Genomic DNA, 12,942 nt, shown 5'->3' with positions numbered 1-12,942 from the left:
CGATGCTGCTCCTCGCCGCGTGCCTGCTCGCGCTGCTGTCGCCGCTCGTCGTCGGCCGGTGGCCCGCCGGGCTCCTCCTGCACCGGTGGCGCCTGCCCCTGCTGGTCTGGGCGACGCTCCTCCTGCAGGCGGTCATCCTAGAGGCGCCCCTGCCCGACGGCGTCGCGCGGGTCGGGCACAGCCTCACCTACCTCGCCGCCCTGGCCTTCCTGTGGCTCAACCGCCGGGTCCCCGGCGCGCTCGTCGTCGGGGCGGGCGCCGCGTCCAACGGCCTCACCATCGCCCTGAACGGCGGCGTGCTGCCCGCCGACCCGGACGCCGTCGCGGCGACCGGTCGGGTCGAGTCCGGCGACTTCGCGAACTCCGCCGTCGTCGCGGACCCGGTGCTGCCCTGGCTGGGCGACGTCTTCGCGTGGCCGGCGCCGCTGCCGCTGGCGAACACGTTCAGCGTCGGTGACGTCCTCATCCTCCTCGGCGTGGTCATCGCCGCCTGGACGTCCACGCGTCGGCTGGGACGGTCGGCGGAGCCCGAGCCGGGAGCGCCCGGGCCCGACGGACCCGGACCCGCGGAGCTCGAGACCGCCGAACCCGGGCCCGCCCGGCCGGATGCCGCGGACCCGGATCCCGCCCGCCGACGCCCGTGACGCCCCGGCCGGCCGGGCCCGGCTGCGAGCTCCTCGCCGCGGGCTTCCTGCAGGAGCCCGTCTCCGCGGTCAGCAGCGCGGCCTACGTGGTCGCCGCGGTCGTGGTCCTCGGCCAGGCGCGCCGCCGCGGTGTCGGCCCGGGCGCGGTCCGCCCGCGTGAGGTCGCCCCGTTCGCCGCCCTCGTCGCCGGGATCGGTGTGGGCTCCTTCGTCCAGCACGGCCCAGACCCGGCCTGGTCCGACCTGGCCCACGACCTCCCGCTCGCCGCGACCCTCTGCCTCGTCGCCGCCGACGGCGTCGCGGCGCTGCGCAGCCGTCCTCGCCGCTGGTGGTGGTGGGTGGCGCCCACGGCCCTGCTCGTGCCGGCGATCCTGCTCGTGCCGCGACCCGCCGACGCGGCCCAGGCCGTCGTCGCCGGGGTCGCCGTCGTCGTCACGCTCCTGCGTGCCCGCGCGGAGCCTGCCGTCCGGGCACGGGCGCTGGTCGCCGTCGGACTTCTCGCGCTGGGCGGCCTCGTCGGGACGCTCTCGCGCGCCGGTGGACCGCTGTGCGACCCGGCGAGCGTGTGGCAGGGCCACGCCGCCTGGCACGTGCTCTCCGCGGCGGCGCTCGTCGTCCTCGCGCCCGCGCTCGGCGGCGTCAGGGCTCGCGGGTCGCGTCCGGCGGCGTCGGGTCGGGCGTGACCGGCGCGATCGGCCGGTTGTGCTCCAGCGGCAGGGCGAGCTCCCGGAGCTGCACGAAGGCCGGCTCCAACGCGTGGTACAGGCCGGCGAACACCGGACGGAGCCTCGCGTAGACCTCGGCGGCCTCCGGCTCCGGCTCGACCGACTCGCCCATCTCGAGCAGCTCCGGCGCGACGTCGATCGTCTCGATCATCCCGAGCGCCTCCATCCCCAGGACCGCCGCGCCGAAGGCCGACCCCTCCTCGCTCGCCATGAGGTCGATGCGCATCCCGAAGGCGTCCGCCAGAACCTGGCGCCACAGGGGGCTGCGCATCGCGCCGCCCGTCGCCCGGACCTCGGTCACCTCCAGCCCTGACTCCCGCAGCGAGTCCAGGACGACGGCCAGCTGCAGGCACACCCCCTCCAGCGCCGCGCGCAGCAGGTGGGCGCGCCCGTGGGCACGGGTGAGGCCGACGTACGCGCCCCGCGGCACGGTGCTCCAGTGCGGGGCCCGCTCACCGAGCAGGTACGGCAGCATGACGAGCCCGCCGGACCCCGCCGGGACCTCCGCCGCGAGCGCCGTGATCTCCTCCTCGGCGTCCTCGCCGAGGTCCGGTGCGAGGGCGTCCCCGGCCCACTGCAGGACGACGCCGCCGTTGTTGATCGCCCCGCCGACGACCCACCGCCCCGGCGTGAGGGCGTAGCAGAACACCCGTCCCTGCGGGTCGACGACGGGCCGGTCCACCAGGACGCGCAGCGCCCCGCTCGTCCCGACCGAGCACGCCGCGACACCGGGCACCACGGCGCCGACGCCGAGGTTCGCGAGGGGTCCGTCGGCGGCACCGACGACGACGGGTGTCGCCGTCGGCAGCCCGATCCCGGCCGCCTCCTGCGGGAGGAGGGCCGGGAGGACCGTCGTCGTGGGGACGAGCGGCGGCAGCCGGTCCGCGGTGATGCCCGCCAGCTCCAGCGCCTGGGCGTCCCAGTCCAGGGCGGCGAGGTCCAGCAGCCCCGTCGCGGACGCGATCGAGTGGTCGACCGCGAGGGACCCGCACAGCCGCAGCAGCACGTACTCCTTGATCCCGACCCAGGTCCGCACCTCGGCGAACAGCCCGGGGTCCGCCTCGCGGAACCAGACCAGCTTGGGCAGCCACGACATCGGGTGCAGCGGCGTGCCGGTCCGCCCCTGCAGCGCGAGGGCGCCGTCGGCCGAGCGCAGGCGCTCCGCCTGGACGGAGGCACGGGTGTCCCCCCACGTCACGACGGTCGTCAGCGGCTCGCCGTCGGTGTCGAGCCCGAGGAGGCTGTGCATGGCCGCGCTGAAGGACAGCCCCGCCACGCGCTGCGCGCCCACCTCGGCCACCACGTCCCGGACCGCCGCGCGGACCGCGTCGAGGATGAGCCCCGCGTCCTGGACGGCGTGCCCGGGCTCCGGCTCGTCCAACGGGTAGCCGTGGGACGCGACGGCGACCGCCCGGCCCGCCTCGAACGCGACCGCCTTCGTGCTGGTCGTCCCGAGGTCCACCCCGACGACGACGTCCCGCCCGGGCTCCGGCTGCGTCGTCCGCGCGGCCGTCGGTGCATCGGGGCCGGTGTGCGGGTCGGGCGTCGGCGTCACGTCGGCATCCTCCCCCATCCGGCCTCGGGAGGGCGGCCGAGGACGACACGCGCCACCACGAACGACGATGGCACAACGTTTCAGCATCCCCGGCCGTAGGAAGGGGTAGAACCGCAGGAACAGGGACGGCCGGGAGGACGTGGTCGCGTGGCTCGCTGGGAAGACGTGCTCGACCAGCTCGTGCGGGAACGGCACGGGGCGCTGGTCGCGTACGCCGCACTGCTGACGGGCGACCGCCGCGAGGCGGAGGACCTGGTGCAGGACGCGCTCGTGCGGACGTTCTCGCGCGGCAGCGCCGACGGCGGGCTGCACCGCGCGGAGGGCTATGTCCGGTCCGCGATCCTGTCCACCTACGTGGACGGGTTCCGCCGCCGGCGGCGGTGGGCGGCCGTGCGACACCTCGTCGCGCAGGACGCCCCGCGGGCGCAGCCCGGCCCCGAACGCACCTCGCCGGACCGCCTCGACCTGCGCTCGGCCCTCGACCTGCTGCCGCCGCGCCAGCGCGCGTGCGTGGTGCTGCGGTTCTACGAGGACCTCACCGTGCCGCAGATCGGCGAGGCGCTGCGCGTCAGCACCGGCGCCGCGAAGCGGTACCTCAGCGAGGGCGTCCACGCCCTGGAGCGCGCCCTCGGTCCCCTGGACCTGTCCACCGACGACGGCGCCGTGGACGTCCACCTCGACGCCCGGTCAGGTTCCGCGCCGCCCGGGCGACGCACGACCACCGCGCGGACCACCCCGACCGGACGGAGCGGATCATGACCACGCACCTGAGGAGCGCGCTGCGCGAGCTCGGCGCCGACGAGGCCGCGGCTGTCACCCCTCCCCCCGACCACGTGCGGACGATGGTCCGCGTGGTGCGCCGTCGGCGTGCGGCGCGGCGGGTCGCCGTCGGGACCGTCGCCACCGGCGCCGCCGCCGCCGTCGCCGTGGCGGGCGTGCAGGTCGCGCAGCTGGGCCGGGAGACCGGGCCGGGTCCCGGTCCCGCATCGACGCCCACGGCCCCGGCGGTGCCGGCGCCCGAGCGTCCCGACGACACCGGCGGTGTCACGCCCGACGGGACGCCGACCACGGAACCGACCGCGGAGCCCACGACCGAGCCGCCCGTCGTGGCCGACCCGGACGCGATCTTCCCCTCGTGCGGGGCTCTCGTCGACGCGCCCCCGAGCCCCGGGGACCTGCTCGTGGCGAGCCCCGGTGTCACCGAGGGCACGGCGCTCGGCCGGACGGCCGAGCTCACCACGACGCTCACGGCGCCGTCGTCGCAGTACGTCCTGGCGAACGCCCCGACGTGGGCCGACGCGGTGCTCCTGCGCGACGGCGTGGTGGTGTCGCTGGCGGACACGGGCGAGGCGGACGTGCAGCTCGTCGACATCCGGCCCGACACGCCGGTGACGATGACCAGCACCTACACCTTCACGCCCTGCCCCGGCGCCGAGGGCGCGCTGGACGGACCGCTCGAGCTGGTCGTGACCGCACCCGTGAACCTCAAGGAGGTCGACGGGGAGAGCCGCAGCGACGTCCTGCGGGTGACGAGTCCACCCACGGTCGTCACCCTGGCGGACTGAGGATCCGTCCAGCGGTGGAGGGTGCGACCCCGTCGGCTGGGGAATGATGGTCACGCCCCACGACGGGGACGCATCGGCGGGGAGGGCACGGCGTGAGCACGGTGGTGGTGGGAGTCGCGGGCTTCGCCCTGCTCGTCACCGGCGTCGCGCTGCTCGTCCTCCCCGGCCCGGGCTTCGTGCTCGTGGCGGCCGGTCTGGCGATCCTCGCGACGAAGTTCGCCTGGGCGGAGCGGCCCCTGGAGTACGCCAAGCACAAGGCCCGCCAGGGCGTCGCGGAGGTCCGGCGCAGCCGGCTGCGGGCGGGCGCGTCGGTCGGCTTCGCCCTCGTGCTCGTCGGGATCGGCGTCGCGCAGCTGCTCGGTGTGGACCTCCCGTTCATGAACCTCGCCTCCGCCGTCCTCATGATCGGCAGCGGGCTGGTCCTCGTCGGGACGGTCGTCCACGCGCGCCTCACCCGCGGCCGGCACGAGGCGAGCGCGCGGCGGGCCGAGCAGCACCGCTGAGCCCTTCCTGAGCCATCCGTCACCCCGTGGTGTGATCTCGGCGCCACCGGTTGCCCGGTCCTCGTCCGCGACGGACGATGACCTTGGCGGCCGACGTCCGGCCGGCGGACACCGCAGGAAGGACGCGCCATGGCGAGCCCGTCGAGGAACCCGTCGAGTCGTCTGCAGCACGACATCGCCCTCGAGCGCGACCGGGTCCGGCGCCGCCGCGTCTACAAGTTCGCCGCCGTCGTCCTCCTCGTCGAGGTCTACCTCATCGGGATGCCGCTCCTCGGCCGGTCGGTCGTCCCGCCGCTGCCCGCGATCGACCCGTTCCTTCTCGTCATCATCGTGTTCTTCGCCGCGATGCTCGCGCTCGTCCTCGGCACACAGGTCGTCGCGTCCCGCTCACCGCACGTCACCTACCGCCCCGAGCAGGTCGACGTCACCCTCGACGACGTCATCGGCATCAACCCGGTCATCGAGGACGTGCGCCGGTCCATCGAGCTGTTCCAGACCCACCGCCGCTTCGCCGACCAGATGGGCGGCACGCCGCGACGTGGCCTCCTGTTCGAGGGTCCCCCGGGTACCGGCAAGACGCTCACCGCCAAGGCGATGGCGGCCGAGGCCGGCGTGCCGTTCCTGTTCGTCTCGGCGACGTCGTTCCAGTCGATGTACTACGGCGCGACCGCGAAGAAGATCCGTCGCTACTTCACGGAGCTGCGCAAGGCCGCGCGGGCCGAGGGTGGCGCCATCGGGTTCATCGAGGAGATCGACGCCATCGCCCTGGCGCGTGGCGGCATGCCGGCGTCCGGTCGCGGGTCCCTCACCGGTGCGAGCGCGTTCCCGACGACGACGTTCTCCCCCGAGCACTGCTTCGCGGACCCGTCCGGCCGCGGCGCGGCGCTCGTCCGCGGCACGGTCCTGGCCGGGTCCACGACGGGCGCGGTGCAGGGCGGCGTGGTGCGCAACGCGGTCATCAGCGAGGGCACGGGCGGCGTCGTCAACGAGCTCCTCGTGCAGATGCAGTCGTTCGACGAGCCGACCGGCTGGGACAAGGTGCGCAACGCCGTCCTGGCGCGCATCAACCTCCTGCTGCCGGCGGACCGTCAGCTGCGGCAGAGCCGGCCCGAGCGGGCGCCGATCCTGCTCATCGCCGCCACGAACCGGGCCGACCAGCTCGACCCGGCGCTCCTGCGCCCCGGACGGTTCGACCGCATCCTCACCTTCCCCACGCCCGACGTGCACGGACGCCGGGCGCTCGTCGACCACTTCCTGGCGAAGCGGTCCCACGAGGACGAGCTCGACGACGACCGTCTGCGCGACCGCATCGCCGCGGCGACCAGCGGCTGGACCCCGGTGATGATCGAGCACCTCCTCGACGAGGCGCTCGTCAACGCGCTGCGCCGCGGCGCCGAGGGCATGTCGTTCGAGGACGTGGAGCACGCCCGCATCACCGAGATGGTGGGCATCGGCCAGCCCGTCACGTACACCCACGCGGAGCAGCGGCTCATCGCCACGCACGAGGCCGGGCACGCCACCGTCGCGTGGCTCGCGGCCCCGAACCGGCAGCTCGAGGTGCTGACCATCGTCAAGCGAGGGCAGGCCCTCGGCCTCCTCGCCCACGGCGACGTCGAGGAGGTCTGGACCTACTCCTCCCGCGACCTGGAGGCCCTCGTCGAGATCGCCATGGGTGGGATGGTCGCGGAGGAGCTGTTCTTCGGCGTCACCTCGACCGGCCCCGCGAGCGACCTCGCCGCGGCGACGCGGACGGCCGCCCAGATGGTCGGCGCCGCGGGCATGACCGGGTCGCTCATCTCGTTCCAGGCCACGGGGCACGACGTCGTCGCCGCCGTGCTCTCCGACGGCGAGGCGCGCAAGCAGCTGGAGAAGGTGCTCGACGACGCGCGGCAGCGGGTCACGTGGCTCCTGGCCGAGAACCGCCACCTGGTCGAGGCCCTGCGCGACGCCCTTCTGGAGCGCTACGAGCTCGTCGGTGACCAGATCACCGAGGTGCTCGAGACGGCCCGGGCGGCCAAGGAGGCCGAGCGCGCCGCGATGTCACGCTCCCGCGGCGTCCGCGGTGCCACCGCTGCCGACGACGCCCGGACGGTCACCGCCGCCTGAGCCCGACCGCCTGAGCCCGACAGCCTGAGCCCGACCGCCTGAACCCGACCGCGAGCCGCGGTGCCTGAGCGCGACCGCCCGAGCGGGTCAGGGGCGGACGCGCAGCCAGCGCACGCCGTGCGCCGGCACCGGTAGGCCCTCGCGCAGGCTCCGCGTGCCGCCGGTGAGCACGTCCTCGGCGTGCTCGGGCATCCCGGACAGGGTCCACGGGTCGACGACCTGCGGGTGGTCCGACACGTTCGCGACGCACAGCACGAGGGTGGGCCGGCCGTCGTCGTCGTGGCCGGGCCGCTGGTAGGCGACCAGGTGCGGGTTCTTGGCGTCGAAGGGGATGAGCATGTTCCCCGCCAGCTCGGGCGTGGCCCGGCGGACGTCGAGCAGGTGGCGCAGGCCCGCGAAGACCCGGCCTGCGTCCGTGGCGGGGTCGTCCCGCTGGGCGTAGCGGTCGGCGGGGTACCAGGGCCGGTTCACCCAGCGGCTGTCACCCGCGGTGGCCGGGTCGTCGAGGTAGCCGTAGTCGTTGAGCTGGCCCACCTCGTCACCGAGGTACAGCAGGGGCAGGCCGCCCGTGGACAGGATGATCGAGTGGGCCAGGAGCACCCGGTCCACGCCGCCCGGGTCGCCGGCCTCGACGCCGGCCAGCGACGCCGTCGTCCCCGCGATCCGGCAGTCGCCCGTGCGGGGGTTGTCCTGGAACGGCACGCCCCGCGCGAAGGAGCCGGGGAACCGGTCCACGTAGAAGGCGTTGAGGAAGCGCCGGTGGTCGAAGCCGTCGATGCCCAGCTCGGCCGCGTCCTCGTCGGCGAAGGTCCAGCCGATGTCGTCGTGGCTGCGGACGTAGTTGACCCACGCGGTCCCCGGCGGCAACGCGTGCCGGCGCTCGAGCGCCTGCTGCAGCAGCCGGCCGTCGCGCGTGGCGAGCGAGTTCCAGATGAGGGCCATCTGGAGCGGGTTGTAGGAGATCTGGCACTCGTCCGGGGAGATGTACTGGACGACCTCGTCGGGGTGGACGATCGCCTCCGACTTGAAGATCACCGCGGGCGCAGCGATGCGCAGGGCGGCGTTGAACGCCTGGATGAGCAGGTGCGCCTCGCGCAGCGACTCGCACGCCGTCCCCAGCCGCTTCCAGATGAAGGCGACGGCGTCCATCCGCAGCACGCTCACGCCGCGGTTGGCGAGGAAGAGCATCTCGCCCGCCATCGCCCGGAACACGGCGGGGTTCGAGTATTTGAGGTCCCACTGGAAGGTGTGGAACGTCGCCCAGATCCATCTGCCGGTGCGGGTGCCGTCCGGGCTGTCGGGCATCGGCACGAAGGAGCCGGGGTGGTCGTCCGGGAAAATCTCGCGCACGGTCCGCTCGTACGCGTCGGGCATCGTGCGGTCGGGGAACACCCAGTAGTAGTCCTCGAACTCCTTCTCCCCCGCGAGCGCGCGCCGGGCCCACGCGTGCTCGTCCGACGTGTGGTTGAAGATGAAGTCCACGACCAGGGCGATGCCGTTCTCCCGCAGCTCGTCGGCGAGCGCGGTGAGCTGCTCCATGTCGCCGAGCGCGGGGTTCACGGCCCGGTAGCTGGACACCGCGTAGCCGCCGTCGGAGCTCTCCTCCGGCGCCTCGAACAGCGGCATGAGGTGCAGGTAGGTCAGCCCGAGCTCGCGGAGGTACGGGATCCTCGCGCGCACGCCCTCCAGGTCCCCGGCGTAGCGGTCGACGTAGACGACGCCGCCCAGCATCCGGTTCGACTGGAACCACTGGGGGTCCGCCTCGCGCTCCGCGTCGAGGCCGCGCAGGGGCTCCGGGCGGTCCTGCCAGCTCGAGGCGAGCTGGCCGGCGAGGGCGGCGAGCTCGCGGCGCGTCCTGCTGCTCTCGCCGTAGACCTCGACGAACAGGCGCTCCAGGCGTGGGAACTCCCGGTCGAACCGCTCGAGGAAGGAGCACCACTCGACGTCGGTCGTCTCCGGTCGGCGGGCCGCTGCCAGGGCGGCGGTCAAGCTCGTGGGGGCGGGGTGCGCGTCGGCTGGCGTGCTCACGGCGCCCAGCCTACGAAGATCGCGCGTCAGCCGGGCGCCGCTGCGCGCGGGCGCGTCAGAATGAGCCACCGGCCGCGCGAGCCGGCCCAGCCCCCGGAGGTCCGATGCCGACGACGGTCCACGCCCCCCTGGCCGGCGTGGTGCGCGCGCTCGCCGACGTGCCCGACCCTGTCTTCGCCGACGCCATGGTGGGTCCCGGTCTGGCGATCGAGCCCTCCGGCGCCGGCGTCGTCACCGCGACGGCGCCGGTCAGCGGGGTCGTGTCGACGCTGCACCCGCACGCGTTCGTCGTCGTGACGGCGGAGGGTCACGGCGTGCTGGTCCACCTCGGGATCGACACCGTGCAGCTGCGCGGGGCCGGCTTCACCGTGCATGCCCGGCGCCACCAGGAGGTCCGCCAGGGCGAGGCGGTCGTCTCGTGGCGGCCGGCCGAGGTCGCGGCAGGCGGGCGCTCGCCGCTGTGCCCGGTCGTGGTGCTGGACGGCGCCCCGGGCGATGTCACACCCCTCGTCCCACCGGGGCGTCCGGTCGCCGGTGGCGCTGCCCTGCTCCGATGGGACTGACCGTGCCCGGCGCCCGCGGTCCTGGCCGCGCGCCGACGCCGCGTCGGCGCCACGCCTTGTCCGCTGCGTCGACGGCCAGGACGGCGCCTGCGGACGCGAACGCGACCGCCCACCCGACGGCCGGCGGGCGGGCGTGCCCGAGCGCCAGCGCGAACGGCGAGACGAGCAGCACGACGAGCGAGAACGCCAGCTCCGTCGACGCGGCAGGGAGGAGCAGGCGGTTGCTCGTCCAGCCGAGCGCACCGGGCCACCGGCTCGCGCTGCGGCACGCGAAGGCGTTGGCCGTCTGCGCGAGCACCACCGTCATGAACGCCGCCCCGGACGCGGCGCGCACGCCCGCGTCGTCCGGCAGCGGTCCCCCGGGCGTCCAGCCGGCGACCGCCAGGGACAGGACGAACGCCAGCATCGTCAGCGCGGCCACGAGCGGCCCGAGCAGCCCGAAGGCCCGTCGCAGCACCGTCCGGTCGAGGAGGCCGGCGCGGACGGGGGGCTGGTCCAGCACGTGCCGGTGCGGGGGCTCCGCACCGAGCGCGGTGGCCGACAGCGTGTCCGTGCCCAGGTCCAGGGCGAGGATCTGCAGCACGCCGAGGGCCAGCGGGAAGCGTCCCCCGGACAGGGCCCACACGACGAACGGCGTCAGCTCAGCGACGTTGTCCGTGAGGTGGTAGGTGAGGAACCGCCGCACGTTGACGTAGGTGGCACGGCCGTGCTCGATGCCCCGGACGATGCTCGCGAAGGCGTCGTCGAGCAGCACGAGGTCGGCGGCCTCGCGGGCGACGTCGGTCCCCGACCGCCCCATCGCCACGCCGATGTCCGCGGCCTGCAGCGCCGGGGCGTCGTTGACGCCGTCACCGGTCATCGCGAGCACGTGCCCGCGGTGCCGCAGCGCCCTGGCGATGCGCAGCTTGTCCTCGGGTGAGACCCGGGCGACGACGACGCCGTCGTGGTCGAGCATCGCTCCGAGGACCCGGTCCGAGGTCGGCAGCTCGTGGCCCACGAGCACCGGGTCACCCGGGCGGCGCAGGCCGACCTCGTCCGCGATCGCGGCCGCGGTCGCGGGGTGGTCGCCGGTCACCATGGCCACGCGGACGCCGGCCTGCCGGCACGCTGCAAGGGCCTCCACGACGTCGTCCCGCGGCGGGTCCTCGAGGGCCACCAGGCCCAGCAGTCCGAGCCGCGAGACGTCGTCGGCCGCTGTCGCGTCCACGGTCGGGTTCGGCTCGGCCCACGGCCGTGCGGCGACCGCGAGGACCCGCAGCCCCCGGCCCGTGAGCGCCTCGACCTGCGCCTGAGCAGCGCCCAGCACGTCCGCCGGGTCGCGGCACAGCGGCAGCACGCCGTCGGGCGCACCCTTGACCACCAGCACCCCGTCCACGACCACGGCCATGCGGCGCGTCCGCGGGTCGAACGGCATCCGTCGGGTCGCCGGGGCCTCCCGACGGTCGCGGTCGGTGTCGACGCCCATCCGGCGCGCCAGTACGTCCAGCGCGGCCTCCATCGGGTCGCCGTGCGCCTGCCACCGGCCGTCGACGAGGTGCGCGTAGCCGGTGGAGCAGCGGACGGCGGCCACCGCAGCGGCGCGGACGGCGGAACGGGCGGCGTCCGCGTCCACGTCCGGCTGCGGTGCCACGTCCACGCCGTCGGCTCCCGGGTCGTACCCGCGTCCGGTGAGGGTGACCGACCCGGCCGGGGTCCAGGCCGCGACGACGGTCATCTCGTTGCGGGTGAGCGTGCCCGTCTTGTCGGTGCAGATGAAGGTCGTGGAGCCGAGGGTCTCCACCGCGTCGAGGCTGCGGACCAGCACCCGCCTCCGCGCCATCTGCTCGGAGCCCCAGGCCAACGACAGCGTGACGGTGGGCAGCAGCGCCTCCGGCACGAGGGCGACGGTCACGCCGATCGCGAAGACGACCGCCGACTGCACCGGGTTGCCGACGAGCACCGACACCAGCAGGAACAGCGCACCGACACCCACGGCGATCGCGGCCAGCACGTGGACGACGCGTCGCAGCTCCCGCGTCAACGGCGTCTCCGGCCCGGGCGCGGTCGCCATCCGGGCGATCCCGGCGAGGCGCGTCCCGCCACCGGTGGCGGTCACGACCGCCTGGGCGTCGCCCTCGACGACGAACGTGCCGGCGAAGAGGTCCCCGCCCGGGTCGACCGCGGTGGCCTCGCTCTCCCCGGTGAGCAGGGAGGTGTCCACGAGGAGGCGGTGCGCCGCCGCGACGACGGCGTCGGCGGGGACCCGGTCCCCCGACTCCAGGAGGAGCAGGTCCCCGACGACGACGTCGTCCGCGTCGACGATCCGACGGCGGCCGTCACGCAGCACGGACACCCGGGTGGGCAGGAGCGCGGACAGCCGCTCCGCGGCGTGGTCGGCCCGCGCCCGCTGCCACGACGCGAAGAGCGCGTTGAGCAGCACCACGGCGGCGATGGCCACGCCCAGCTGCGGGAGGCGGGCGACGAAGGCGAGAGCCGACGCGACCCAGAGCATGACGGCGAAGGCGTGGGTGAGCTCCGCCAGCACGCGGCGGGCGAGGGACGGTCGCGGCGGTGGCGGGATGCGGTTCGGCCCGCCCGCGGCCCGGCGGCGGTCCGCCTCGTGGGAGCTCAGGCCGGCAGCGGCCGACGGCGGCGCCGCCACGGTGCGCCGCCCCCGTCACCGCTCCGCTCGGGGGCGCACCGCCGTGACCAGCGCGACCAGCATCCCGATGACGATGCCGACGACGCCCAGGACGAGGAGCACCCTGAAGACCGTCGCCCAGGCATCGGTGACGTCGAAGGGGAACACCTGCCACAGGCGAACGGTGACCAGCAGGGACACGCTGAGCGTGAGGAGGTCCCCGACCGCCTTCACGCGCGGCCGGTCGACGATCGCGTAGACCAGCTCGGCCGCGGCGTTGAGCACGAGCGACACGATGAGGATCCCCAGCACGCGACGGAAGTCCTCGGTGAGGAACGGGACGGCCCGCCACCCGGGCCAGCCCAGGAGAGCGACCAGCAGGAGCACGTCGACGAGCGCACCGAGGACGTGCCCGGCGCGCCGCGCGACCGGACCGGGTGCCGCTCGCCGTCGGGCGGGCACGGGACGGACGCCGGCCGTCGGCTGCATCGGACCGGCCGGGAGGGACGCGGGTGCTGACATGACCACCACTCCTCGACGAGGGACGTCCCCTCCACGCTAGGAGCGGCACCCGGCGTCGGAAGGGACGGAGGTCACACCCTCGGCACCGGCACCGGCACCGGCACCGGCACC

Annotated in this window: 11 protein-coding genes; 7 read left to right on the top strand and 4 right to left on the bottom strand. The window is 75.2% G+C overall.

The window, feature by feature from the left end:
* Positions 1-2: 2 nt before the first annotated feature.
* Together LG379_RS04595 and LG379_RS04590 are read left to right on the top strand one after the other, a co-directional pair.
* Positions 3-644, top strand: a complete 642-nt coding sequence (locus LG379_RS04595; RefSeq protein ID WP_225753416.1) for a DUF5317 domain-containing protein — start codon at positions 3-5, stop codon at positions 642-644.
* Complete coding sequence (locus LG379_RS04590) at positions 641-1,327, top strand: hypothetical protein (protein WP_225753415.1); 687 nt, start codon at positions 641-643, stop codon at positions 1,325-1,327. The genes LG379_RS04595 and LG379_RS04590 overlap by 4 nt, the downstream gene beginning before the upstream one ends.
* Here LG379_RS04590 and LG379_RS04585 read toward each other — a convergent pair.
* Entirely contained in the window at positions 1,284-2,924 is a 1,641-nt protein-coding gene (locus LG379_RS04585; protein WP_225753414.1) for a gluconokinase, read from the bottom strand. The genes LG379_RS04590 and LG379_RS04585 overlap by 44 nt on opposite strands.
* Before the next feature lie 147 nt (positions 2,925-3,071).
* Between LG379_RS04585 and LG379_RS04580 the strand changes: the two genes are divergently transcribed.
* From LG379_RS04580 to LG379_RS04565, 4 genes are all read left to right on the top strand, one after another.
* Positions 3,072-3,683, top strand: coding sequence for a sigma-70 family RNA polymerase sigma factor (locus tag LG379_RS04580; protein ID WP_225753413.1), 612 nt, complete (start codon positions 3,072-3,074; stop codon positions 3,681-3,683).
* Positions 3,680-4,489 carry a hypothetical protein gene (locus tag LG379_RS04575; RefSeq protein ID WP_225753412.1) on the top strand — a complete coding sequence of 270 codons (810 nt, stop codon included), beginning with the start codon at positions 3,680-3,682 and terminating at the stop codon, positions 4,487-4,489. The genes LG379_RS04580 and LG379_RS04575 overlap by 4 nt, the downstream gene beginning before the upstream one ends.
* 92 nt (positions 4,490-4,581) lie before the next feature.
* Positions 4,582-4,992, top strand: a complete 411-nt coding sequence (locus tag LG379_RS04570; protein WP_225753411.1) for a PGPGW domain-containing protein — start codon at positions 4,582-4,584, stop codon at positions 4,990-4,992.
* Between the two features lie 129 nt (positions 4,993-5,121).
* On the top strand, positions 5,122-7,098 hold the full coding sequence (locus LG379_RS04565) for an AAA family ATPase (protein ID WP_225753410.1): 1,977 nt from the start codon (positions 5,122-5,124) through the stop codon (positions 7,096-7,098).
* 87 nt (positions 7,099-7,185) lie between these two features.
* On the opposite strand, the gene LG379_RS04560 is transcribed toward LG379_RS04565, so the two are convergent.
* Positions 7,186-9,087, bottom strand: a complete 1,902-nt coding sequence (locus tag LG379_RS04560; RefSeq protein WP_370634453.1) for an alpha-amylase family protein — start codon at positions 9,085-9,087, stop codon at positions 7,186-7,188.
* A gap of 143 nt (positions 9,088-9,230) precedes the next feature.
* Between LG379_RS04560 and LG379_RS04555 the strand changes: the two genes are divergently transcribed.
* A complete protein-coding gene (locus tag LG379_RS04555) occupies positions 9,231-9,689 on the top strand; it encodes a PTS glucose transporter subunit IIA (protein WP_225753409.1) in 459 nt (152 codons plus the stop codon).
* Here the strand turns inward: LG379_RS04555 and LG379_RS04550 are convergent.
* On the bottom strand, positions 9,625-12,330 hold the full coding sequence (locus tag LG379_RS04550) for a cation-transporting P-type ATPase (RefSeq protein ID WP_225753408.1): 2,706 nt from the start codon (positions 12,328-12,330) through the stop codon (positions 9,625-9,627). The two genes, LG379_RS04555 and LG379_RS04550, sit on opposite strands and share 65 nt — an antisense overlap.
* Positions 12,331-12,345: 15 nt before the next feature.
* The gene (locus LG379_RS04545) at positions 12,346-12,831 is read right to left on the bottom strand and encodes a hypothetical protein (protein WP_225753407.1); all 486 of its coding nucleotides are present in this window, start codon (positions 12,829-12,831) and stop codon (positions 12,346-12,348) included.
* Between the last annotated feature and the right edge of the window lie 111 nt (positions 12,832-12,942).

It is taken from the genome of Actinotalea sp. Marseille-Q4924 (genome assembly GCF_916618755.1).
Classification (GTDB): domain Bacteria; phylum Actinomycetota; class Actinomycetes; order Actinomycetales; family Cellulomonadaceae; genus Actinotalea.
Note: the sequence above shows the minus strand (reverse complement) of the source record. Positions and strands in the feature narration are given on the sequence as shown.